This window comes from Peribacillus sp. NPDC097895 (genome assembly GCF_050277555.1).
In the GTDB taxonomy this organism is placed as follows: Bacteria; Bacillota; Bacilli; order Bacillales; family DSM-1321; genus Peribacillus.
This window is the reverse complement of the sequence record NZ_JBNNSH010000003.1, coordinates 303,676-327,902: the sequence shown is the minus strand read 5'-3', so window position 1 is coordinate 327,902 and position 24,227 is coordinate 303,676. Positions and strand designations below refer to the sequence as shown.

19 protein-coding genes and 1 pseudogene are annotated in these 24,227 nt (G+C 39.2%); 11 read left to right on the top strand and 9 right to left on the bottom strand.

Translation table 11 applies throughout. The annotated features are described in order from the left end of the window. Positions 1-15 precede the first annotated feature (15 nt). Positions 16-450 (top strand): SLAP domain-containing protein, encoded by a 435-nt coding sequence (locus ACQKMH_RS17870; RefSeq protein ID WP_427588807.1) that lies wholly within the window; start codon positions 16-18, stop codon positions 448-450. A gap of 257 nt (positions 451-707) precedes the next feature. Further along, positions 708-2,474 carry an LTA synthase family protein gene (locus ACQKMH_RS17865; RefSeq protein ID WP_427588806.1) on the top strand — a complete coding sequence of 589 codons (1,767 nt, stop codon included), beginning with the start codon at positions 708-710 and terminating at the stop codon, positions 2,472-2,474. Between the two features lie 37 nt (positions 2,475-2,511). On the opposite strand, the gene ACQKMH_RS17860 is transcribed toward ACQKMH_RS17865, so the two are convergent. The 4 genes from ACQKMH_RS17860 to tagD form a co-directional block, all read right to left on the bottom strand. Beyond that, entirely contained in the window at positions 2,512-3,438 is a 927-nt protein-coding gene (locus ACQKMH_RS17860) for an LCP family protein (RefSeq protein ID WP_427588805.1), read from the bottom strand. A gap of 276 nt (positions 3,439-3,714) precedes the next feature. Then, positions 3,715-4,752, bottom strand: a complete 1,038-nt coding sequence (locus ACQKMH_RS17855) for a LysM peptidoglycan-binding domain-containing protein (RefSeq protein WP_427588804.1) — start codon at positions 4,750-4,752, stop codon at positions 3,715-3,717. Between the two features lie 307 nt (positions 4,753-5,059). Beyond that, complete coding sequence (locus tag ACQKMH_RS17850; protein WP_427588803.1) at positions 5,060-6,226, bottom strand: CDP-glycerol glycerophosphotransferase family protein; 1,167 nt, start codon at positions 6,224-6,226, stop codon at positions 5,060-5,062. After that, complete coding sequence (gene tagD, locus ACQKMH_RS17845; RefSeq protein WP_427588802.1) at positions 6,219-6,617, bottom strand: glycerol-3-phosphate cytidylyltransferase; 399 nt, start codon at positions 6,615-6,617, stop codon at positions 6,219-6,221. Before tagD ends, ACQKMH_RS17850 begins: the two co-directional genes overlap by 8 nt. 572 nt (positions 6,618-7,189) lie before the next feature. Here tagD and ACQKMH_RS17840 point away from each other — a divergent pair. From ACQKMH_RS17840 to tagH, 4 genes and pseudogenes are all read left to right on the top strand, one after another. Then, a complete protein-coding gene (locus tag ACQKMH_RS17840) occupies positions 7,190-9,331 on the top strand; it encodes a CDP-glycerol glycerophosphotransferase family protein (RefSeq protein WP_427588801.1) in 2,142 nt (713 codons plus the stop codon). Positions 9,332-9,389: 58 nt separating this feature from the next. After that, a pseudogene (locus ACQKMH_RS17835) lies at positions 9,390-10,592 on the top strand (CDP-glycerol glycerophosphotransferase family protein); the annotation flags it as partial. A gap of 3 nt (positions 10,593-10,595) precedes the next feature. Beyond that, positions 10,596-11,393, top strand: a complete 798-nt coding sequence (locus ACQKMH_RS17830; protein ID WP_427588800.1) for an ABC transporter permease — start codon at positions 10,596-10,598, stop codon at positions 11,391-11,393. Between the two features lie 16 nt (positions 11,394-11,409). Then, positions 11,410-12,207 carry a teichoic acids export ABC transporter ATP-binding subunit TagH gene (gene tagH / locus ACQKMH_RS17825; protein WP_427588799.1) on the top strand — a complete coding sequence of 266 codons (798 nt, stop codon included), beginning with the start codon at positions 11,410-11,412 and terminating at the stop codon, positions 12,205-12,207. 39 nt (positions 12,208-12,246) lie between these two features. Here the strand turns inward: tagH and ACQKMH_RS17820 are convergent, their stop codons facing one another. Genes ACQKMH_RS17820 through ACQKMH_RS17810 form a run of 3 tightly spaced genes read right to left on the bottom strand, consistent with a single transcriptional unit; the run spans position 12,247 to position 16,396 of the window. Beyond that, on the bottom strand, positions 12,247-13,413 hold the full coding sequence (locus ACQKMH_RS17820; protein WP_427588798.1) for a glycosyltransferase family 4 protein: 1,167 nt from the start codon (positions 13,411-13,413) through the stop codon (positions 12,247-12,249). A gap of 24 nt (positions 13,414-13,437) precedes the next feature. Continuing rightward, complete coding sequence (gene murJ, locus ACQKMH_RS17815) at positions 13,438-14,961, bottom strand: murein biosynthesis integral membrane protein MurJ (protein WP_427588797.1); 1,524 nt, start codon at positions 14,959-14,961, stop codon at positions 13,438-13,440. Between the two features lie 4 nt (positions 14,962-14,965). Beyond that, on the bottom strand, positions 14,966-16,396 hold the full coding sequence (locus tag ACQKMH_RS17810) for an O-antigen ligase family protein (protein ID WP_427588796.1): 1,431 nt from the start codon (positions 16,394-16,396) through the stop codon (positions 14,966-14,968). A gap of 110 nt (positions 16,397-16,506) precedes the next feature. Here ACQKMH_RS17810 and ACQKMH_RS17805 point away from each other — a divergent pair, with 110 nt between their 5' ends. The 3 genes from ACQKMH_RS17805 (at position 16,507) to ACQKMH_RS17795 (ending at position 19,502) form a co-directional block, all read left to right on the top strand. Next, positions 16,507-17,250 (top strand): WecB/TagA/CpsF family glycosyltransferase, encoded by a 744-nt coding sequence (locus tag ACQKMH_RS17805; protein ID WP_427588795.1) that lies wholly within the window; start codon positions 16,507-16,509, stop codon positions 17,248-17,250. Between the two features lie 19 nt (positions 17,251-17,269). Continuing rightward, a complete protein-coding gene (locus ACQKMH_RS17800) occupies positions 17,270-18,373 on the top strand; it encodes a glycosyltransferase family 4 protein (RefSeq protein WP_427588794.1) in 1,104 nt (367 codons plus the stop codon). Between the two features lie 79 nt (positions 18,374-18,452). Continuing rightward, positions 18,453-19,502 carry a glycosyltransferase family 4 protein gene (locus tag ACQKMH_RS17795; RefSeq protein ID WP_427588793.1) on the top strand — a complete coding sequence of 350 codons (1,050 nt, stop codon included), beginning with the start codon at positions 18,453-18,455 and terminating at the stop codon, positions 19,500-19,502. Between the two features lie 196 nt (positions 19,503-19,698). Here the strand turns inward: ACQKMH_RS17795 and ACQKMH_RS17790 are convergent, their stop codons facing one another. Continuing rightward, positions 19,699-20,724 carry an LCP family protein gene (locus ACQKMH_RS17790; protein WP_427588792.1) on the bottom strand — a complete coding sequence of 342 codons (1,026 nt, stop codon included), beginning with the start codon at positions 20,722-20,724 and terminating at the stop codon, positions 19,699-19,701. A gap of 178 nt (positions 20,725-20,902) precedes the next feature. After that, on the bottom strand, positions 20,903-21,538 hold the full coding sequence (locus ACQKMH_RS17785; RefSeq protein ID WP_427588791.1) for a YigZ family protein: 636 nt from the start codon (positions 21,536-21,538) through the stop codon (positions 20,903-20,905). Between the two features lie 622 nt (positions 21,539-22,160). On the opposite strand from ACQKMH_RS17785, the gene ACQKMH_RS17780 reads away from it, so the two are divergent. After that, a complete protein-coding gene (locus tag ACQKMH_RS17780; RefSeq protein WP_427588790.1) occupies positions 22,161-23,303 on the top strand; it encodes a sensor histidine kinase in 1,143 nt (380 codons plus the stop codon). Between the two features lie 47 nt (positions 23,304-23,350). Further along, positions 23,351-24,034: a response regulator gene (locus ACQKMH_RS17775; RefSeq protein WP_230159054.1), complete on the top strand. Its 684-nt coding sequence runs from the start codon at positions 23,351-23,353 to the stop codon at positions 24,032-24,034. The last annotated feature ends 193 nt before the right edge of the window (positions 24,035-24,227 follow it).

Sequence of the window (24,227 nt, the reverse complement as noted above, 5' to 3'; positions counted from 1 at the left end):
ATTGAAGGGAGAAATATGTTAGCTTCAGAAAATGAGATTGCCACACAGGAAGACGTTGTTCAAACTTCTTTGGTGTTTCACAATGATTGGGAAGCGTCCAAGCAAGAAGAATACGTATACAAATTCCATCATCAAAGACTGCCATCATTAAAACCGAACCAAATTTCCATATCCGGCGTTAAGCTTACGAGGATGGAGGGGGATGTATTCATAGTTGCTTTTCTACGAAATTCATTGGAGAAAGCTGTCGAGTTCAATATCGTTCATTTACTTTTGGTGGATAATAGCGGAGAACTATTGGCTAAAAAGGCATTTGATTTATCAAAGCTGGGTGAGTTACCAGCCCTTTCAAGCATGCCATGGCGTTTCGTATTCGAGGAAGAGGATATGTTGGCAGAATCGATTCCTGATGATGATTGGAAGATCGTTTTTGAATGGAAGGGAAAGTAACAAAATAACATATGATCTGGCGGCAATCGGTAGCTTTTTTGCCCCGGTAGCCAAATCAAAGCCCTCATCTTTTAATGGATGAAGGCTTTTTGTTATAAGGGGAAGTATAATGACTAGTTTGAAAACTTCCAAATATTTATGCTGTTTTCTGTGTGCATTTTCTCATAAATGGCAACGCTAAGTAATATTTATAAGTAATCTTCCGCAATCTGGCTGACTGAGGCCTAGAAAATAATGAAGAGGAAAGTGGCAGGAGCATGAAGTATAACTTAAACCAGCGATTGAGGGAGAGGCTATTTGAGATCCTGTCCATTTCAATCGTGGCCATACTTTTCATTTATACGAATGATAGGATGGGTAATGATCTTTCAATCGGCATTTTTACAATCATCATCGGCGTTGCCGGTTTTATTGTTTATCTAAAGGAATGGATACCGAATCGGATCGTAAAGGGCATCCTTTTTTCAGTCTGTATTCTTTCAATCATGGCCTTTTTCCTTGGGGACATTTGGTTTTATCGCTATTACTCAACACCTATTAGTTCCTATATGTGGATGCAACAAAGCAATTTGAATGGGCTCGGTGAAAGTATATTCAGTATGATGGACATGAAGGATGCTCTCTTTCTTTTGGTAGGCATTCCAATTGCCGAGTCGTTCATGAAGAAAAAATACCCCCTGAAGCATATGGCACTTGTACCAGCCGTAATATTCCTTATGATAGCAGGGCTTAAACCGGCAAAAAATATTTTTATCGACCAGGTCGATATAACCAGGCGTTATGAGGCGAATACCTTCTTGCGAACCTGGGGACCGATCGGTCATCACGTATTGGATACGTATGCCTACTTTACTGACTCGGGAAAGCACGGGTTGTCTTCTAATGAAAAGAAGTCCGTTTCGGATTACTTCAATAAAAAGAAAAGGCAGGACCATGCCCATTCTGGCTCACTGGAGGGTAAGAATATCATTATCATCCAGGTGGAATCATTACAGGCTTTTCCGCTATTTCAAAAGAGTGCCGGACAGGAAGTCACGCCATTCATGAATGAATTGGCGAAAGAGGGTTTATACTTCCCGCATGTATATCCGCAGACGGTATTTGGAAATTCATCTGACGGAGAGCTGATCGTGAATACCGGTTTATATCCTTTAAAGCAAGGTGCGACCTTTTTCCGGTTCCCTTATAATGATTTTCCGGGTCTTGCTAAAGAATTAAAGAAGTCGGGTTATAAAAGCTACGCTTTCCATGGAGATGAAGAAGATTTTTGGAATAGGCAGCATGCATATCCCTCATTGGGGTTTGATGACTATGTTTCCATAGAAGATATGCAGCAAGATGAGATGATTTCGATGGGATTGGGAGACCGCAGTTTTTTCAATCAAAGCTATAATTTCTTAAAAGATGAACAAAAACCTTATTATGCTTTTTTCGTGACATTGACCAGTCATGTACCTTTTTCATTACCGAAGGAAAAGATAACATGGAAACCTAAAGTAGGAAAAGAGGACAGTTATCTGACTAAGTATTTTGAAGCTATACATTATACAGATTCGGCCATAGGGGAATTCGTAAAGAAGTTGAAGAATGATGGAAAATTGAAAGACAGTGTAATCGTCATATACGGAGATCATGATGGATTATTTTTAAAAGATAAACAAGAGGTCGAAGCGTATTATGATAGTAAAATTAGCGATGACGAGTGGATTGAAAAGTATATGCCCATTCCGGTGATCATTTATCAGGAAGATATGGAAGGAAGGACGATTGATAAGGTGGCGGGGCAGGTTGACATTTTACCAACTCTTTATGATTTGTTCAATATTAAGAGTTTCTCATACTTTGGAGGGAGCATGCTGAATGGGGAAGAGGGCGATGCTTTGATATTAAAAGGGGATTATGGTTCTCAAATGAAAATAAATGGCAAAGGCAAGGCCGTGGAATTTCTACCTGAAGACCAAAAGGAAATTGACCTGAGTGACCAAGTGATCCGTTCTGATTATTTTAATCAAACAAAGGATTGAACTAAAAAAGAGGATGACAAAATGTCATCCTCCTCCATTATAATCCAAGATGTGTTTTGACACGGTTCTGTGCTTCGAGCCTTGTTTCTTCTGGAACAATGTTGTACCAAACGCCATCTACCTTTTGATTGTTACCTTCAAGTGTATATTGTTCAATATTTTTTAGTGATGATTTATAGTTTTTTTGGATACTCAACATTTCATTGAAAGTTAAATTGGTTTCAACGTTTTTACCTAATGCCTCGAATATATCGTCATAATTGGTAAGTGTTGAAAGGCTTGACCCTTTTTTCATGACAGCTTGGATAACCTGGCGTTGCCGCATTTGCCGTCCATAATCTCCGCGAGGGTCTTCCTTGCGGATTCGGGAATAAATCAATGCCTCTTTACCATTTAAGTCGATGGTGCCTTTTTTAAAGTTATATCCTTTATAGGAAAGGTCCATATCATTAGCAACTGTGACACCACCTACAGCATTCACGATATCCTGAAAGCCTTCCATATTCATCTTGACGTAATAATCGATCGGGATATCCATATAGGCTTCCACTGTGTTAATCGACATGGCAACTCCGCCAAACGCATAGGCATGGTTCATTTTATCATTTGTGCCTTTACCGATGATTTCTGTACGCGTATCTCTCGGTAAGCTCAATAATTCAATGGATTCTTTTTTAGGATTAACCGTCATGATAATCATTGTATCTGATCGGCCTGTGTCATTTTTTCTTTCATCTACACCAAGAATTAGTAACGAAAATGGATCTTTGCTTTTGAACTTAATATCTTCTACACGTTTATCCGTTTTATGCTCTGTACCCTGCATAGTATGGATCGCACCTGCTAAAGATTGATAAACTGAAGCGGCATAAGCACCTCCGCCAATGAAAAGGAGAAGTAGGGTAAAGCCGATTATTTTAAACGTTTTACGTTTCTTTTTCTTTTTTTTATGTTCGGATCTCATGTATATTCCTCCTTAGACCATCCATTAAAATGGAAGGTGTGAAAAAGTACCTATGTTTTTAACTATACCTTTTTTTTGTCAAAAATAGAATAGTTTCTTTTTGTAGATAGAGTGCATATTTTCCTGTTTTCAATCAAAAAAACGAAGGAATCCCAGAAACTGAATTCCTTCGCTATCTGTCATTCGGAATATTTGTAATATTCATCACTTGGATAATAAGAAGATTTCTAGTATATAAAATTGCCAGACTTTAAGATAAAGTCTGGCAAGTAAATCTTATAAACTTCTATAACCGATAATTTTACTTTTGAAATAAGAGTTTGAAGTAGTACTGATCGTTACGCCTTTACTTGATGAGGCATGAATGAACTCCCCACCGCCCAAGTAGATTCCCATATGGCTTACCACTGATTTATTGGAACCTGTTGCAAAGAAGATAAGGTCGCCACTTTTAGGCGTTGTAACCTTTTTACCCATATCATAATATGTGGAAGATGAAAGCCTGGAAACTTCATATCCAGCCTTCTTGAATGTATAGTAAATAAACCCGCTGCAATCGAAACCTGCTGGGGAGGCGCCCGCCCATGAATAAGGAGTTCCAATTAACTTCTTTGCTTCAGAAACGACTTTGGTCACTTTGTTTCCAGAACTTGGGACTTCTACTTGTCCATCATTTTTATCTGCAGGAGCTGTACTCGTTGATTTGCTTAATTTTAGGTCTTGTCCAACTCTGATTAAATCAGACTTTAACGAGTTGATTGATTTAAGTTGAGCCACAGTCAAGTTTGTTTTTCTGGAAATTTTGGAAAGGGTGTCACCTTTCACCACAACGTATGTAGCCGAATGGGCTGGGGTCTGTGTAACATTCGATGGCTTGGAGCTGCTGGGTAAATCAATGGTAGTGGTAGTGGTTGATTTAGATACGATAAGTTTTGCACCTGCATAAATTCTGTCTGATTTTAAGTTATTCAATTTCATCAATTCTACAAGTGTAAGGTTATGCTTGTTTGCTATCCTAGTTAATGTATCACCTGGAACAATGGTATATGTCGTATTTTTTGTTTTTTTCACGGAAACTGAAGATGCATTTGATGTTGTTTTGGAGTTGGAAATAATTAATTTCTGATTGATTTTCAAAAAGTCTGATTTTAAGTTATTAAGCTGTTTTAAGTCCTTTACCGTCGTTTTATGCTTCTGAGCGATTTTACTTAAGTTATCGCCGCTTTTGACTGTATATGTACTGGCAAGGGCAGGAGAAACAAAAGTCGAAGATAAAATGGCTAATGTCGAAAATGCGACTACACTTTTTTTCACGGTTTTCCACCTCTAATATGTCTTTTTCCCTATTCTAACAAATTAAATGGGAATATTTATATTACAATTTTATTACAAGGGGAAAATAGTAGTATTAGACTGGTTTATATTGGTTGGAATTGAGTAATAAAATCTACATTTTTTTCTATATTGTGAGTCTTTTTTCACAATTCGGATTTGAGCATTTCCGTTTGTCGTACCCTGTAAAAATGGCGCAATTTTCCTGCCTCATATAATTTCACATTGTGATGTACTTCTTCTTTAACAAGTAAACACCCACTTCGTTATACGAAGTGGGTGAATGGTTTTACTTATATAGGAATTCAACTAAATTTCTGCTTGAATTTCCTGTAGAATATTGATTCCATTTTTGTTTAAAGGGAGCGATTTTCATTAACGAATGTTGATCGGGCACTTGGATTTTCTTTAAGAGCTCTTCTGTGGTGGATACGACCGGTCCAGGCATGGAAGAGGAGTAATCCTCCCAAAAGCCTCGTTCCTGTACATACTTTTCCAGGTCATATGCAAAGAAAATCATCGGTCTGTTTAAAAAAGAGAATTCAAATGGAATCGAAGAGTAATCGGTAATTAAAAGATCCGTACTGATTAGCAGTTCATTTACGTGAAAATCACTACTAACAGGGTAAACGAACCCTGGAAATTGATGTTGGAAATCATGTTCCGCTTTTACCGCTGGATGCAGTTTAAGTAATAGCGCATAATTTTCACCCTGCAGTTTCTTGTAGAGTAATTCCAAATCTAATCCAATCTCTCCGCTGTTCAAGCCATCATTACGAAATGTAGGGGCATATAACATGATTTTCTTATGCTCAAGTTCTGGATGCTTGGCAAGCAACGAACTACGTGCAGCTTTCTTTGACGCATCATTGAAAAAGAAATCGGTCCGAGGTATCCCAGTCCTTAGTATATGCGAAGATGGTAATTGAAAACTTTCTTGAAAAATTTCCGCCATTCGCTCTGAACCTGCCGTAATATAATCAAACTTTCGATAGACCTCTAAAAACCTTTTCCTCGCTCCTGCAGAGCGGGTTTGAATGGAAGGGTCTTTTGCCCCGAATTGCTTAATGGCACCGGCCGCATGCCACACTTGAACACAAATCACTTGCTTTTTGAATGAAATAGCTGAAAGAAAGCCATAATAATTATCAATGATAATCCATTTGGATGTTGCGAGATGATAAATCGAACGGATCATGGCAATGATATTTTTAGATTCAAACGGAAGGACGATGGTTTGCCCATCGTCCTCCACATGTATATGACTGCTCGGTTTCATTAAAAATACTTTTTGAACAGAAATGTCCTGCTTGTCCATTTCGTCTGCAATATATTGGCAATTGTCCCCGAATGATGTGACAAAGGTCGTTTTGTCTTGTAAAGGGAAAAGTTTAAAGATAGAGAATAAAACTTTGAAACAAAGTAGATAAATCCCTATCACGAATTCTTTAGCCATTCGTTACTTGTAAAAGGTCATCTTTGATTTGGGATGTGGAAATGCCGATTGTTCTTGGCAGGTAGACCACTTCACAAACTTCAGCTAATTCATCGAATTGACCTTTCCAGTCGTCTCCCATTACAAAGATATCTACGCCTTCACGAACGATGTCTTCTCTTTTTTGTTCCCACTTGTCTTCTGGTATGACTTCATCCACATAGCGGATTGATTCAAGGATCATTTTTCTATTTTCAAAGCTATGATAAGCTTTTTTGTCTTTTAAAGCATTGAATTCATCTGTGGAAATGGCAACGATAAGATAATCCCCTAAATCTTTAGCGCGTTTTAATAGATTGATATGACCCCAATGAAGCAAATCAAAAGTTCCATAAGTGATTACTTTCTTCATATTTATTCCTCCTGTACAAATGTATTTATATATTTAATCTTGATGGTCGCAAAAAAAAAGAGTGGTTCGTTATTTATAAATGATCAAGCTTAGATGTCTTGTCTATCTAATTATAACAAATAAAATTTACAATTGAACCACAAAAATTTTACAATCCTGTTAGATTATAAAGATAATGTAAATCGTAATTTTGGATTCAATTCTATAATTTAATTGGTTGTTTATCAAGAATGAATAACTAAAGTTATATTGATATATAGTGATAATCAGAGTTTTAGTATAACACATAACTAATTCAGTAAAAGGAAGGTATATTTCATTTATGTTAAAAATGGCTAGGTAATAGACCGGATACAATTTTTTTGCTAGACTTGTTTAGGTTTCCTAAATTAAAAATGACAATTGTTTGAACTATTCAATTGATTATTGAAAATTCAAGGTAGAAAATGGGTCATTGTAATAAAATAAATGATATTAGATAAAAGTAAGTTTGAAATTAGATGTTTGTAATCCTATAATATTCTTATTTGAAGCATATGAATGCTTGCTGCCGAGAGGGGAATTTCTTCAAAATGGAGAACTATATTTTTAAGAATAGAAAAACGATGAATGTTCGGCTTATTGATGAAGTTTATTATATAGAAATAGCCATAAAGCAGAGTTTTCTTGAGGGAATAGAGAGTCATTCTTTTATTTTAACGAATAGATACAATATAGATGATATAATCAGTTTGGATTTTCATGTGAAAGATCAAACGGATGATTATTTTTTATTTGAAGTGAAGCTGCCGTATCAACCACTAGAAGATCGCCTTATTGATGGTGAAATGTGGGATTTGCATATCCTTCGGGAAATCGAAGGGGCACCTGTTACAACACGGATAAAAAGTAAAAAGCGCCAGTTGAATTTCTTTTCCAGTCTGAATGAAGATCGTAAGAAAATGTTTTATCCATTTGCGACAAAAAAAGGCAACCTTTCCTTTTATGCGAATGATTATAAGATGTTTTCCTTTTTTGAAGATATTGAGCTTCGAAAGGATGGCACTTTTCATTTTAATGGCCATTTTAATTACCCTCCGTTATTCCAATTGGATGAGCTTGAATTCAAAAAAGTTGAATTACTGGTCAGGAATAATTTAAATGAAGAAGAAGTTATCATACCTTTGACTGGTTTTGAACGTGAAGACCTACTGGAAAAGTTTCCTGGAATCAAGCTTCATGAAAATATCGGTTTTGAAGGCGAGGTCGACCTGAGATCTGAAATCGATGGAGAGCAGCCAAAGTATTTCATGTTCTATACAGTTCTGCATTATCAAAGAAATGGTGAAATGGAAGAAATAAGAAGTGTTCGGATGAAATGCAGTACTATAAAGGATCTGCCTGCAAAAAGAATAATTAAAGTACAGGATAAAAAAATACAAATTAAAATAAAAGCAACAAAAATATCGAAGTACTTTTCTTTATCTGCATCTAAATATAATTTTAAAACGCAGGTTCTCAAAAAAGCGAAAAGTACCTGGGTGAAAACCAGAAGAAGTAAGCGTCTGAGGAAATGGTACAAGTCAGCTTTTGCTTTATTGAGCTTGCTTATTCCAGCCAATAAAAAATTGGCGGTATTCGAAAGCTATCATGGCAAGCAATATAGCGACAGTCCTAGGGCCATATATGAATACATGAAAGTGAATAACCCAGACTATAAACTGGTGTGGAGCGTCGACCGTGCTTCAATGAAGTATTTTGCTCAAAAGGATGTAGAGTATGTCAGACGTTTTTCCATCCGATGGTTATTGATCATGACGAGGGCAAAGTACTGGGTTAACAATGTACGATTCCCGCTGTGGATTCCAAAGCCTAAACACACGATATATATTCAAACTTGGCATGGAACTCCGCTTAAGCGTCTTGCGATGGATATGGATGAAGTGCATATGCCTGGGACCAATACGGACAAATATAAAGCGAACTTCTTGAGGGAAGCGAGTAACTGGGATTATCTAGTTTCACCAAACGCGTATTCCACAGAGATTTTCCAAAGGGCATTCCAGTTCGACCGGAAGATGATTGAGTCAGGTTACCCTCGTAACGATTTCTTGCATAACTCCAATAATGAAGAAACGATTAATGAGCTGAAAAGGAAATTCAATCTTCCGCTTGATAAGAAACTTATTTTGTATGCCCCGACTTGGAGAGATAATCAATTTTTCAGGAAAGGGAAATATAAGTTTAATTTGGAGCTGGATTTAGCGCGTATGCAGGAAGAGCTTGGCGATTCCTATATTGTCATCATGCGTATGCATTATTTAGTGGCCCAGAACATGGATCTTTCCGAATTTGAAGGCTTCGCTTATGATTTCTCTCATTTAGAGGACATTCGCGAACTATATTTGATATCTGATTTACTAGTGACGGACTATTCCTCCGTATTCTTCGATTATGCGAACTTAAGAAGACCCATGATTTTCTTTACGTACGATATAGAAGATTACCGTGATAACTTAAGGGGCTTCTATTTTGACTTTGAAGAGAAAGCACCTGGTCTTTTGACAAAGACCACAGAAGAACTTATTGAAGAGGTCAGAAATATCGAAAGAAGCAATTTCAAATTAAGTGAACGATTTGAAGAGTTTTATCAAAAGTTTTGCTATTTAGAATGCGGGGAATCCTCTAAACGCGTTGTAGAGGAAGTGTTTGTGAAGAGCAATACTACTGTTTAGATGACATTCAATGAGATCATGAATATACCGGCTGTTTAACAGTCGGTTCTTTTTTTGAAAGGGGAAGCATATGGCATCAATAGTGACGAAAGGGAAGGCTATGCTAACAAGCGCCTATAAAATGGCTTTCGCCGTGGCAGGTAAAGTGTTGCCTGCAGATCAAAAGCTTGTTGTTTTCGAAAGCTTTTTAGGCAAGCAGTATAGCTGCAATCCCCGGGCGATATATGAATACTTGCAGAGTCACCATCCAGAATATAAAATGTATTGGAGTGTAGATAAAAGGTATACATCTCAATTCGAAGGGGCAGGTATTCCATATCTCAAACGTTTTTCACTTAGTTGGCTGCTCAAAATGACTCGAGCCCGCTATTGGGTTACGAACAGCAGGCTGCCGCTGTGGATTCCTAAGCCGAAGCACACAGTCTATTTGCAAACATGGCATGGGACTCCTTTAAAGAAACTTGCTGCAGATATGAAGGAAGTGCATATGCCTGGGACGACCACGGAAAGTTATAAAGAAAACTTCCATGCCGAATCAAGCAAATGGGATTATTTAATATCTCCTAACGCTTATTCTAGTGAGATTTTTGCCAGAGCCTTCAATGTCGATCATTCTAAAATTATCGAAACAGGTTATCCACGTAATGATTTACTTTACAATGGAAATAATCGTGATACAATCGATTCATTGAAACGGAAGTTGGGTATACCAACAGGGAAAAAGGTCATTTTATATGCCCCTACGTGGAGAGATGATGAGTTTTATGGCAAGGGGAAATATAAGTTTGAAATTAAACTGGATTTGAATCAATTGAAACAGGAATTAGGGGATGAGTATGTTATATTGCTCCGTCTTCATTATTTAATTTCCGAGAACTTGGATTTATCGGCTTATCAAGGGTTCGCCTACAATCTATCCAGTTATGAAGATATCAGTCATTTGTATCTAATTTCAGATTTATTAATAACGGATTATTCCTCCGTATTCTTTGATTACGCTAATTTAAAGCGTCCGATGCTTTTCTATGTATATGATATAGAAAACTACAGGGACAAGCTTCGCGGGTTTTACTTTGATTTTGAAACGAATGCACCAGGTTCGTTAGTTAAAACGTCTGATGAAATCATTGATAGCATCAAGGCCATTGAATCAGAAAATACAGTTGAAATGAATCGTTTTCACGAACGGTTTTGTGCGCTCGAGGATGGCCAGGCTACACGACGTGTTATAGAAAAAGTGTTTTTAGGAAGGTCTGTGTAATATATGAGTTCAGCTTTGACCGTTTTAAAAGAACAAATTAATAATTTTTATTTGGCAAGGCGTTTGTCTGTTTATGAGGTGAAAAGTGCCAACAGCAGTAACTATCTGGGAATCCTATGGGAGATCATCAGTCCGATGATTCAGATTTCGATCTATTGGTTCGTGTTCGGATTTGGGATCTTAAATCGCGGAGAGGAGTTCCTTCCATGGTTGATGGCAGGGATTGTAGTCTGGTTTTTTGTGACGGCTACCACTACCCAGGTATCCAAATCTGTCTATTCCCGACTGAATATGGTATCCAAGATGAGCTTTCCGCTGAGTGTCATTCCTACTTATGTCATTTTTGCGAAGCTATACCAGCATCTTCTGCTGCTTGGAGTGATTATCATTCTTTTAGGCTTTACTGGTTACCTCCCTACATTTTATATCATACAACTGCCGTATTTTATTGTAGCTACGGTTACCTTGTTATTTTCATTTGGATTAATTTCTTCAACCTTAGCTACCATCATTCGTGATGTTCAAAATATAATCGTGTCCTTAATGAAAGTACTGTTTTATTTAACACCAATCCTTTGGGTAATAAATGCTAATGATCATCCGATCATCGCCAATATCATGAAGTTGAATCCACTATATTATATTGTGGATGGGTATCGGGCTTCGTTATTGGGGGAATCATGGTACCTGATAGTGCATTGGGAATATACGCTTTATTTCTGGGCAGTCGTAATCCTCTTCTTTTTGATAGGTTCCTCGCTGCATGTTAGGTTTAGAGATCGCTTTGTTGACTTTAAGTAAACGGAAGTGAGAAAAATTGGAAAAATCGGTAATTGTCAAAGACGTAACGAAAAAATATAAATTATATAATAAAAGCTCGGAAAAATTGTTGGATCTCCTTTTACCGAAAAGCTATGGTGAAGAGTATTTTGCTCTGAGGAATGTTAGTTTTGAAGCGGAAAAGGGTGATGTGATCGGATTTGTCGGTGTCAACGGTTCCGGGAAATCAACTTTGTCCAATATTATTGCCGGGATTATCCCTCCAACGGATGGAAATGTCCAAACCAACGGAAAACCGGCTTTGATAGCCGTTTCATCGGGCCTTAATAATCAATTGACGGGCAGGGAAAACATCGAACTGAAAATGCTGATGCTTGGATTCGACAAGAATCAAATCAAAGGACTGGAGCCTGAGATCATCGAGTTTTCAGAGCTCGGTAAGTTCATTGATCAACCAGTGAAATCCTACTCAAGCGGAATGAAGTCCAGACTTGGTTTCTCGATTTCTGTGCATATAGATCCAGATATCCTTATCATCGATGAAGCCTTATCAGTGGGGGATAAAAACTTTTCTGAAAAGTGTCTGGAGAAGATGAACGAGTTTAAGAAAAATGGTAAAACGATGTTCTTCGTCAGCCATTCAATCGGCCAGATGAAGAAATTCTGCCAAAAAGCTTTATGGCTTGAATACGGAGAGTTAAAAGCATACGGTGCCATGAACGAAGTCATGCCGCAATATGAAGCATTCTTGAAAGAATATAACGCCATGTCTAAAAAAGAGCAGAAAAAGTACCGTGAAGAACAAATGAAACGGCGCAGTACTGCACTGGTATGAAAAGGATAAGCAGACCCTAGCATTGGGTCTGCTTATTTTTTAGTTAAGCACTTCTTGGTAAGCATTCTCGAACCGCTCTGCTGCGGTAAGGTGGGAGTATTCGCTTTCCATTTTATATCTCGCGTTAGAGGCTAACGTAGCAGCATATGCTGGGTCATGAAGCAAATTTGAGATGGCTTGTGCAAGTGCTTTTATATTTTTCTCTTCCACTAGCAGACCATCTTCACCATCATCTAGAATTTCCTTTAATCCTCCGATTGCACTGGCAATGACGGGTGAACGGCAACTCATCGCTTCTAGTGCAGAAATGGATGTCGCTTCTTCCACGCCGTGCGAATGAACACTTGGGATGAGTACGATATCTGACGCTTCATAGAGGTTATGCATTTTCTCGAATGGCACTGACCCTAAGAAAAGCACGGAATCGGTTAATTCCAGTTTTGCTGCCGTTTCTTCAAGCCTTGTTCGCTGTTCTCCTGTACCTGCATAAACCAATACCGTATCATGATGATTCTCGAGCACCTCAGGAAGAGCCATGAGCGGATAGATGACACCGTTCTTTTCGGTCATTCTTCTAGGAACGAAAAGCATCTTTTTATGTAGGGGAATTTTGAAATCTTGACGGGTGTGTTCACGCTTAGCTCTGTCCGGTTTGAAAGCGGACACGTCAATGAAGTTCTTAATCGTATCCGCTTCGATATGTGCTAAATGGTTTATATAGTCTTTGATCCTGTGATCGACCGTCACCACTTTTGCAGCCGACTGATAGGCTTTTCTTTCAAGCTCCCGAATGATTAAATCCTCTTCACTATCCGGAAGTAGAGCGCCTCTGCTAACTGCTTCGAATGAATAATATCCATGGACAGTTTGCACCGTTGGAATCCCGGAATCAATGGAGGCAAGTGTTGCGAAAATGTCTTGTGCATTAATGACATCATAGTTCTTTTTCAAGCTTTTGATGGAAGAAGCCAATAATTTCTGGCGTTGACGGTCATTGTAAAGCTGACCGCTTCCCTGTTTTACTTTATTCAATAAAAAACCGGGAGCCTGGGCGAGTAACTTCTTTTTGAATGGTGGTAATTGAGAGAAAGATAATATATCTACACTATGGCCCCGTGACATCAACCCCTTTTTTAACGTAGTGATATGACTTGATAGCCCTCCTTCATGAGGGTAGTTGAAAATCGTTGTAATTAATATGTTCATAATGGCACTCCTTCTTCTAATGTATTAATTCGATTTGATCTTTCTCAATCCTTGCAGGCTGGTTACTTTAAAAAGCATGGATAATGCGATATACAATCCGAAAACAAGGAGCGAGATGATTACTAATTCCACAATGATGGGAAACGGTAGTGTAAGTGGGTGGATCCAGAGAGCAAGTCCATAAATGATCGATCCAATGATGATCAGCTTTCCGCTTTCCTGAAAAACTTCCCTGAAAGCGGCTATATCCTCTCTTTTTGTTTTAAGCCAAAGGAAGCTAAATAAGTAGAGAGATTGCAGGAGCATGGAAATGCCCGAGGCCAAGGCGATTCCACCGACACCGAGATAACGTGATAGGACCCAGCTGAGCAGGACATTAAGTAATACGGCAATCAAGCAGGAATACATAGCCACTTTTGTTTTTTTTAAGGCGTAGAAGGCATTCATCAAATAATCCCTAAGGGCAAAGAATGGGAGGCAAGCTGAATAAAAGAAAAATGCCGCATAAGTTGTTTCTGTAGCCGAAGCATCAAAAGCTCCACGTTGGAAAGCCAGAGTGATTAAGCTGTTTCCGCTGATTAACATGACGAGCATGAAAGGAATGGCTAAGAATATAAGCGACTTCAACCCCTTTAAGGTCAAATTAAGGAAAGATTGATAACTTATAAGGGCTCGCTCGACGATTGATGGATACAAAACGGTAATCAGCGGTGTAAGGACAATGCTTAACGGCAGCCAAAGCAGCCGGTTCGCATAGTTAAGCGCTGATACGCTTCCAGTCTCGAGAGAGGTGGCAATAATTCGATCGATGACACTATTCAATTGGAGGGCCAAAGCTGCGATGATAATAGGATAAAACGTGTGCAGCGTTTGAATGATCTGCCGTTTGTGGGGCAGGAAAGAGATGATGGGCCGGATTCCGTATCTCTTTAATGATGGGTATTGAATAAGGAATTGGCTGGCTGCACCGAATACGAACCCCCAAGCCAACCCTTCCACCCCAAAGGCCGCAGCGAATAATACGGTGGCTAGAATGATGACCGTGTTTTGGGCAGTAGAAGTAAGCGCAGGAAGGATAAAACGCTTATTCGCATTCAGGACGCCCGTCGCCATGTATGAAAGCGTGAAAAAAAGTAAACTCGGAAGCATGATCCGTGTCAAGGATTCGGTCAGTGCAAGCTCTGATTCCGAGAAACCAGGGGCCACCACCATGACGAGCGGCTTGACGAAAATCATGCAGGCAATGGTCATGACTCCGGCTACCAGCATAAAGAAGGAACCTAAGACACTGATGAACTCATCAGCGCTCTTTGGGTTTTTCGCTTTCTTTTCCAAGTAAATGGGGATGACGCCAGCCTGAAGGCCACTGCCGAGAGCCGTAAACAGAATAGTGGGAATGAGGCTTGCCACGAAAAAAACATCTGCCATTGATGAGGCACCGAAATAGGCGGCTATGATCGACTCCCGACCGAATCCGAGGACTTTTCCGATGGCTGCAATGATAGTGACGAGCCCGACCGATTTAATTACATGAGAAAGAGTAGGCATATTTTCAATCCTTTAATATAATGTCCTTTTGTAAACAGAATCCTAAACAACTATAAAAAATTAGGGTAAACGTTTTATCTTCGAGAATATTGTAAAAAAGTCCTGCTATTAATGCTGCAGACATCAGGCAGAGGGTGAAGACTGCAAAAGTTCCATTTCCCGATATAATGATTTTACGGAAGGCAAGAATGACAAAGGCAAGAACCCCAAGAAAACCTAGTGCCCCAGTTTGAACTAGAATCTGGATATATTGATTATCGGCATACATCCTTTCACCGATTTGGTATTCCTGATAGATCGGTGAAGGAAAGGAAAGGGTGGCTGAATCGCCAAAAGTAGCCAGCCCCGTACCAATTATGGGATGATCTTGGAAAATTTCAATTCCCTTGATTAAGACATATAAACGGCCCCATTCTGTACTCTGGTGAAGAGTCTTATCAGAGAACATTTCTGAAAAACGATTGGAGAGGGCATGTTCATGTTCGGAAGTGGGGGTGCTGCCAATCACCAAATTTTCCATGGGAACGTCTGCAGATATCTCCACTTTGCTTGAAGCGAATAAAACCGGGTAATAAATAAGAAGCAGGCCGAGACCCAATGCTCCTAAAGCATATTTGAAAAATGATTTATTTTTAGTCCAGACCATGAAGACAAGTGCGGCGAACCCGAATGCAATCATCGCACCCCGTGAATAGGTGAGCAGTAATGTTCCAGAAAGTAAGATGGCTGCTACAAAGACGATGAATTTATTCTTTTTCAGCGCTTGAAATAAAAAGAAACTTAGAAATAACTGGATGCTTAAGAACAAGGCAAATACATTAGGGTTGCCAGGTGCTCCATAAATCCTCATTCGGTTCGTTGGTGAAAGGTTCCACATTTCCCAGGCGTGGGGAAGCAGGACCGTACGTGAAAAGATTTTCTCCACGATGCCATGAAGGCAAAGGATGAGTGCAAATACTAGGGTTACCTTCAAAAAGCGAAAGATATCCTTTCTTTCTAGATTTAATTCACCGATAATGTAAAGAAGCAAGAATGTAACAAGCAATGCCCGGAGTTCAAATAGGATGGGGAGGATTCCCACTCCGTGTATGAGTCCAGCTACGGACCCAACTAAACAAAACAGCCAAAAGGGCACTGTGAAATGATACCTCGAAATGGACCAATCGTTTCTCTTGAATCTTTCAATAAGCAAAGAAATGAATAAGGTGAGGATAATCAGATCACCTGTATAGGTTAAGCCGCTATTCAGTTCCATTAATAAGGGACGGGCAGGGAAGTAAATGAATAGAATTAATAACGGGTTTTTTTTATTTATACCGATAAAAACGAGCATCAACGCCGTAGCAATGTAACCGGTGATAGGGTAAGGCACTGCCAATGGGACAAGCAGGCACAGTATAAGAATGGGTAATGAATGTTTTTCTAGAAACTTCAAATGATTAACCACCTTTGAATCAAAATCACGTTCTATGATGTGTATGAAAATATTTCTTGAATAATACCCCACCCTTTAGATGTATAGTACATATGAAAGGCTGAAGAAAAATGACAGAAAAGTTTGTTGAGATACTATCCATACCATTCATTGATACCAATATGGATGAATTTATGAATCGGATGATCTATCCAAGATTAATGAACCAGGAAAAAACGTTTGTCGTTACGGCGAACCCAGAAATAGTGGAGTATGCAAATGAACATCAGGATTATAAGGACATCATTAAATCGGCTGATTATATCACGCCGGATGGCATTGGTATTATTATGGCCTCTAAATGGCTAAATCAACCTTTACAAGAGCGGATTACAGGATTCGACTTAATGAATGAATTATTTCGGGTCGCTGATGAGAAAGCCCTGAAGGTATATCTGCTTGGGGCGGAAGAACATGTTATTAAAACAGCGGCCCTTAAAGCAAAAGAGCAATACCCAGGTATCGAGTTAGTGGGATACAACCATGGTTACATTGATATTAAGGATGAACACTTGGCTAAGTCCATTGCTGCACTTGAACCTGACATCATTTTGACTGCATTAGGGTTTCCTAGACAGGAAAAATGGGTTTCGATGCATTATCCCTTATTTAAAAAGGGTGTTTTCATGGGAGTTGGGGGAAGCTTTGATGTTCTTGCAGGAAAAGTGAACCGCGCCCCGGTTTTCTGGCAGAAGATGCGTCTTGAATGGTTGTACCGACTAATCCAACAACCTTCACGGTGGAAACGGATGCTTGCGCTGCCAAGATTCGTATTCAAAGTTAGGCGGTTAAGGAAAAGGGTACAGCGTTCCTGAAAATAAGGAGTGGACCTGGATGAAAGTCTTGCACTTAAACGCTGGTAATGAAACTGGCGGCGGTATGTTTCATATTATGTCCTTACTGAACCAATTGAATAAAGAGGAGTTCATGCTGGGTTTATTTGAAGATGGTGAACTTTACCAGCGGGCCATGTCTGCGGGGATACAAACCAAGCTTTTCAGGCAACATTCCAAATATGACCTTTCAATTTTGAAACCTTTAAGGGACTTTATCCGTCTAAATAATATAGACATCATCCATACACATGGTCCGCGTGCGAATATATATGGTGCTTTTTTAAAGCGCCTCATTAAACGCCCTTGGCTTCTTACTGTTCACAGTGCACCCCATCATGATTTTCTAGGCAAGGGTGTAAAAGGAAAACTGTTTACAGACCTCAATGTATGGTCGTTTCAATATGCCGATCATATCCTGGCCGTATCCGATCGCTTTAAAGAGGACTTGATAGACCGAGGCATCCATTCGTCTAAAATCACCAAGATCCTAAATGGAATTGACTTTGAAAAGGAATTGCCTGTTCCCTTTCAAAGGGATGATCTCGGGTTTGAGGAAGAGGATTTCATCATCATCATGCCCGCAAGGCTTGAACCGGTGAAAGGCCATGAATTTGCCTTAGCCGCATTGAGTGAAGTGGTATCGGAATTTCCTCATGTAAAGCTGTTGCTTGTTGGGGACGGGAGCAGGAGGATGGATTTGGAGCAGTTCGTCTTGGGAAAGGGATTATCGAAAAATGTGTTCTTTTTAGGATATCGTGAAGATTTAGAGAGAATCTATCCAATAGGGGATGTCACATTATTGACTTCCTTCAGTGAAAGTTTCCCGCTTGTTTTGCTTGAAGGAGCAAGGTCTGGCCTTCCAGCAATCACTAGTGATGTCGGCGGTGTAATAGAATTGATTCCGGATGGGAGCAAGGGCTGGATTACGGATATCGGAAATGTTAATCAGCTGAAGTTGGCCATCTGCAAAGCTTTGGAATTAAAAGAATCAGGTGAACTGACAAAGATAGGGTCTGATTTACAAAAATTTGCAAAAAACAACTTTTCTATAGAGATTTTAGCCAAGAACGTATATAATGTTTATTTGAGGATGAAAAATTAAAATAAGCAATTATATATAGGTTTTTTCTTATAGATCGTTACGGGCATTAAGATTTTTAGTTGAAATGAGGTGGTTCTTGATGTTAATAGGGGCCTTGTTGGTAGCCTTTTTATTATCCATTTTTTTGACTCCTTTTGTCGGAAAATTGGCCTTTAAATTAGGAGCTACCGATAAACCGAATGAGCGAAAAGTGCATAGTAAAATTATGCCGCGCATGGGCGGTTTAGCGATATTTTTGAGTTTTTTCATTACCTTCCTACTTTTTACGAATGATTTGTGGGAACAATTGCCCCTTCTAGTGGGCGCGCTTGTGATTATTTTGATCGGGATAGCAGATGATATTTATGAATTAAGAGCTGCACCCAAATTCCTGGGCCAGATTTTAGCTGCCCTCATTATCGTATTATGGGGCGGACTAGAAGTGGAATTCATCAATTTGCCGTTCATTACCGATACACTTGAATTTGGTATTTTAAGTACGCCGATCACCATTTTATGGATTGTCAGTATCATTAATGCCATCAACCTAATAGATGGACTTGATGGTCTTGCAGGCGGGGTCTCAACAATCGCATTAGTGACAATTGCAACAATGGCCCTTATAAAAGGGGATTTATTCGTTGCTATGGTTGCCTTGATCGTGATTGGAAGCACTCTTGGCTTTTTGAAGTACAATTTTCACCCTGCAAAGATTTTCATGGGAGATACAGGTGCCCTATTTTTAGGATACATCATTGCTGTTCTTTCCCTGCTAGGATTTAAAAACGTTACGATGATTTCCTTGATCGTGCCAATCATCATTTTGGGTGTTCCCATTTCAGACACATTTTTTGCGATTATCCGCAGGGTCGTCAATAAACAGCCGATTTCAGCTGCTGATAAATCCCATTTACATCACTGTTTAATAAATTTGGGCTTCACTCATAAGCAGACTGTTTTGCTCATCTATGCTTTAGCTGCCTGCTTTGGCTTAGCTGCGATAATCTTTTCATTTGCAACGATGTGGGGAGCTTTGATCCTTGTAACGGGTCTCCTTTTGATCATTGAGATTTTTGTGGAGAAAATTGGCTTGGTCAATTCAAACTATCAGCCGCTGCTGAAGATACTCAATTTTAAAAACAAACCATGATTGCTTTGCAAATAGATTACTAGATTTGAACAATGAAAGATATGAAAAGCCTCTAATCAGATATGGTTGGAGGCTTTTTTTGTTTTGGAGGTGGGGACGCTCATCACAAGAGCGCTTTACCGTTGGGATAGAAAGGCAAGTAGCCAGGATCATCAGGAATAAAGAAAACCCCACTTTGAGGAGTGGGGTTTTCACTTTATTCTTCTATTTTTGATTGAACGGCTTCAGTTTGATTAGTAGCGTCTTTAGGTCCCAAGTTTAAGTGGGATTGAAGCAGTAGCTTCGTATTCGCTACTGATGTTTCATTCAACTGATAATAATAGGTTCCGTTTATGGTGGAATCCTGGCCTTCAAGTTTGATTGTTTCAAGATCGAGGCCTTTATCGGTAGTGACATATTTTATGAAACCTCTAATTTGTGAGAATTGAAGATTCGTTGTCATATTGTCACCGACAGCTTCCATTACGTCTGTATATTTCGTTAAAGATCCAGCAGATGTTGCTTTGGCGATAATGGCTTTAAGGACTTCCTGTTGACGCTCACCACGTTGAATATCACTGTCCTTCTTACGAGTTCGTGCAAAGGCTAATGCTTCTTCACCATTGACAGTCTGTACTCCTTTTTCGAGATGGATGGCATTCTTTTTGTCATGTGAATCCATTTCATTCATTTCATAGGGTACGTCGACTTCGATTCCATCCAATGAATTGACGACATCTATGAAAGCATTAAAGTTCATGCGGACATAGTAATCGACTGGGACATCGAAAAGTTCCTCTACGGTGTCCATCGTCGCTTTTGGTCCACCTGCCGCATGGGCAGCGTTAATTTTCGTGGTTACGCCTTTGGCTGGCACATACACATAAGAGTCACGTGGAATGCTTAAAAGTTTAATAGATTTCTGATCTTTATTGAATGTGGCCAAGATTAAAGCATCCGAGCGTGAGTTTCCTTTATAGTCACGTTCATCACTATCATCAATTCCTATGAAAAGAATGGAGAAATTATCTTCGAGCGGGTCGACCGTTTCACTTCTCTTAGCTGAAGCTTCCACAGGATCATAGGAATCATTGAATACATTTTGGGCTTTCATATATAGAGTTGCAGCATACGTTGTAGCTCCTAGACCAAGTACCAGCAGTGGAACAAGGAGTAACCAAAGCCTCTTTCGTCTTTTTTTCCTTGTTTTCTTAATTTTATAGACACGCCTAGTAGTAGACATCTTTTTCTTCTCCTTTTAAATAGCGAACTTCAGACATAAATCGCTATTTTTCGAATCCTACAGTTTATATTTCGTCATATATTTCTCTTAATTTTACAATGATTTAATAATTTCGTAAAATAAATATTTCTTTTCAATTATATTACAGCATAAAAAAGGAAATATATGCAGGAGAAAATCAGGAGAATGCTTGCTCTAAATATAGCATTTCCCCCTCGGTAATAATGCCTTGACCGTTTGTCAGCTCTGTCATCCAGGCGGTATATGCTTCTTTTTGTGTTTCCTCCACATATACAAGGATGTTGACCTGATCAAGGTACATAATTTCCTTTATTTGATAAACTGAAGACCGCAATTCATTTTCCAATTTTCCAAGCCAAGTATAGTCGACAGTTGTCGAAATGACCCTCATTAATTTTCTAATGACTACACCTGTAGTATCTATTCCTTCTGAAGTCGCTTTGCTATAAGCACGAATGAGACCGCCAGCACCAAGTTTGATACCCCCAAAATACCGTGTCACCACAACTGCGGTGTCTTTTAGTTCTTTTTTCTTAAGAACTTCAAGGATAGGGACGCCTGCAGTACCGCTTGGCTCTCCGTCATCGAGGGCCTTTTGGATTTGGTTTTGTTCCCCGATCATATAGGCTGAACAATTATGTGTGGCGTCTTTGTGCTTTTTCTTGATCTCCTGGATAAAGGCCTGGGCGGCTTCTTCTGTTTCGACACGGGCGATGTGGGAAATAAAACGGGACTTTTCAATGACGATTTCATGTTCCCCGCGACCTGTCACCGTTAAATATTGAGTAAGCATTACTATTCCACCTTCGTACTTCCTATTAGTTGATTCATTATAAAGCTTTGCGGAAAATGTGGCAATGATCAGTCATTTTTATGTCGTATGTGTAAAGAAACTTTAATATAAGAAAAATTTGTACGTGTTATAATAAGTTCTATTGTTTGTTATTGTCATTTGCTGGTCATTTATGCTTAAAAGAATAACATTGTAGGAAAAACATTGAGTTTTGTGCCAAAATCCTTGCTTGTCCATTTCATGTCCTCTCATTTCAAGGATTTTGCCATTTAATAAATGCATCTGTTTCATATAATAATCAAATGAGCGGAATATCCCATTTGATTGAATAGGATCATTTGTATTAGGATAATGGAAATGGACGTTTACCTTTAATAGGTAGAGTAGACTATTATGTTGTCCATAATAGGCATGAATACGAGATGTATACCATATATGTACATTTTGTGAATATCCGGTAATGAAATTTACGTATTTTTATTCTTTTTTTGGTACAATATGTTCATGAAGGTTACTTCATCCAAATTTGACCATTCATGAAAAAGGAAAATGAACTTTTTCCATATACATAGTCTTTAAGACAATAAATGTTAAGTCTTTTGATTTAAGTGGAGGGATCTTAATGTCCATAAAAAAAGTTGATGCTAAAGCATTGGACAAGATCTTAGAAACAATGGTGAGCACTGTTAGTGAAAGTAAGGATGAAGTCTTTGATATCGGCGAACAATGCCGCAAAGATTTTGAATCATTAACAAAAGAGCTTGATGATGTAAAAATAAGGGTCGCCATTGTGATAACCGACAGCGATGCACTGGATTCAAAAGCCAGGTTTGCTCGAAAAAGGCTTTCCGAAGTCAGTATGCACTTCAACCATTTTTCTGAAGAACAGGTGCGCGATGCTTATGAAAGGGCACATAAGCTGCAAGTCGATTTACAAATAAACCGGCAATTGGAGAAAGAGCTCCGTAATCGCCGGGATGAACTTGAATTAAGGTTAAGGGGTTTACAGCAGACGATCGATAAAGCCGTACATCTAGTCTCGCAAATCTCGGTTGTACAGAATTATTTAACCCAGGACCTTAAGTTTGTTGGGGAAGCGCTTCAAGAGGCTAAACGCAAACAGGACTTCGGCTTGAAAATAATCGAAGCGCAGGAGCAGGAACGTAAAAAGCTCTCACGTGAAATTCATGATGGTCCGGCTCAAATGTTGGCAAATGTCATGATGCGTTCAGATCTGATAGAACGTGTACAACGGGAGAGAGGTCCTGATGAAGCGCTCGTGGAAATCCGCAGTTTAAAAGTCATGGTAAGAAATGCTTTATATGAAGTGCGTAGAATCATCTATGATCTTCGTCCTATGGCACTGGATGATTTAGGCCTTGTACCTACCCTCAGAAAGTACCTGCAAACGACCGAAGACTATAATACTGGCGTAAATTTGAATTTCGTCAATCTTGGGCAGGTCAAAAGGCTTCCTTCCGATATGGAGGTCGCATTATTCAGGCTGGTTCAAGAGGCTGTACAAAATTCATTGAAGCACGCGGAGCCAAAACAGGTTCAAGTTAAACTGTCCATTTCCAAAGAGATGGTGACCGTCGTCGTCAAAGATGATGGGAAAGGGTTTGATTCTTCGATTCAAAAAGAAGGTTCCTTTGGCTTGGTAGGCATGAGAGAGAGAGTCGAGCTGCTTGAAGGTGAAATGACGATCGATTCACAACCAGGCGCAGGCACTTTGGTGTTTATACAAATTCCCTATCATTTATAAATTATAGAGAATAGGCATTATAAATAGAAACTAGGAGGAAGAAGCCGTTGAAGACTAGTATCATCATTATCGATGACCATCAGCTTTTCCGTGAAGGCGTTAAGCGTATATTAGATTTTGAATCATCCTTTGATGTTGTTGCCGAGGGCGATGACGGAAGCGAAGCTATGGATCTCGTTGAAGCACATAAACCAGATGTTGTTATCATGGATATCAACATGCCGACCATGAATGGGGTCGAAGCAACAAAAATGCTTGTGAACCGTTACCCTGAAACAAAAGTCATCATCCTTTCCATTCATGATGATGAGAACTACGTACAGCACGCGTTGAAAACGGGAGCACAAGGTTACCTGTTGAAAGAAATGGACGCAGATGCATTAATCGATGCCGTTCGCGTAGTAGCTGAAGGCGGCTCATACCTTCATCCGAAGGTTACCCATAATTTAGTTAAAGAATATCGCCGCTTAGCAGCTGAAGAGGGCGCTGATCGTGATTCCGTACATACAATAGAAATCAGGAGACCGCTTCACCTATTGACTCGACGTGAATGTGAAGTCCTTCAACTTTTAGCTGACGGAAAAAGCAACCGTGCCATCGGCGAAACGCTATATATCAGTGAAAAAACAGTCAAGAACCATGTGAGTAACATTCTTCAGAAGATGAATGTGAATGACCGTACACAAGCGGTTGTCCTGGCCATAAAAAACGGCTGGGTAGAAGTGAAGTAATTACAGCTTTCGATAAGTCCGGCTCTTCAGTTTCCGTAACGTGCTGAAGTGCCGGACTTTTTTTCGCATGCCGGACTCACTTTGGGTTTTACATTTTTATGGTAATTAAGGAGCTGTTTAATGAAAATAAAGGCGTTTTCAGATAGAATGGTGAATAAGATATAGAGTAAATTTTTATAAGGATGGTACTATT

Bases quoted from the DNA above. Each gene is read 5' to 3' on its own strand.
- ACQKMH_RS17870 (WP_427588807.1), top strand. From the start codon at position 16: ATGTTAGCTTCAGAAAATGAGATTGCCACACAGGAAGACGTTGTTCAA.
- ACQKMH_RS17865 (WP_427588806.1), top strand. From the start codon at position 708: ATGAAGTATAACTTAAACCAGCGATTGAGGGAGAGGCTATTTGAGATC.
- ACQKMH_RS17860 (WP_427588805.1), bottom strand. From the start codon at position 3,438: ATGAGATCCGAACATAAAAAAAAGAAAAAGAAACGTAAAACGTTTAAA.
- ACQKMH_RS17850 (WP_427588803.1), bottom strand. From the start codon at position 6,226: ATGGCTAAAGAATTCGTGATAGGGATTTATCTACTTTGTTTCAAAGTT.
- tagD (WP_427588802.1), bottom strand. From the start codon at position 6,617: ATGAAGAAAGTAATCACTTATGGAACTTTTGATTTGCTTCATTGGGGT.
- ACQKMH_RS17840 (WP_427588801.1), top strand. From the start codon at position 7,190: ATGGAGAACTATATTTTTAAGAATAGAAAAACGATGAATGTTCGGCTT.
- ACQKMH_RS17830 (WP_427588800.1), top strand. From the start codon at position 10,596: ATGAGTTCAGCTTTGACCGTTTTAAAAGAACAAATTAATAATTTTTAT.
- ACQKMH_RS17820 (WP_427588798.1), bottom strand. From the start codon at position 13,413: ATGAACATATTAATTACAACGATTTTCAACTACCCTCATGAAGGAGGG.
- murJ (WP_427588797.1), bottom strand. From the start codon at position 14,961: ATGCCTACTCTTTCTCATGTAATTAAATCGGTCGGGCTCGTCACTATC.
- ACQKMH_RS17805 (WP_427588795.1), top strand. From the start codon at position 16,507: ATGACAGAAAAGTTTGTTGAGATACTATCCATACCATTCATTGATACC.
- ACQKMH_RS17800 (WP_427588794.1), top strand. From the start codon at position 17,270: ATGAAAGTCTTGCACTTAAACGCTGGTAATGAAACTGGCGGCGGTATG.
- ACQKMH_RS17795 (WP_427588793.1), top strand. From the start codon at position 18,453: ATGTTAATAGGGGCCTTGTTGGTAGCCTTTTTATTATCCATTTTTTTG.
- ACQKMH_RS17790 (WP_427588792.1), bottom strand. From the start codon at position 20,724: ATGTCTACTACTAGGCGTGTCTATAAAATTAAGAAAACAAGGAAAAAA.
- ACQKMH_RS17785 (WP_427588791.1), bottom strand. From the start codon at position 21,538: ATGCTTACTCAATATTTAACGGTGACAGGTCGCGGGGAACATGAAATC.
- ACQKMH_RS17780 (WP_427588790.1), top strand. From the start codon at position 22,161: ATGTCCATAAAAAAAGTTGATGCTAAAGCATTGGACAAGATCTTAGAA.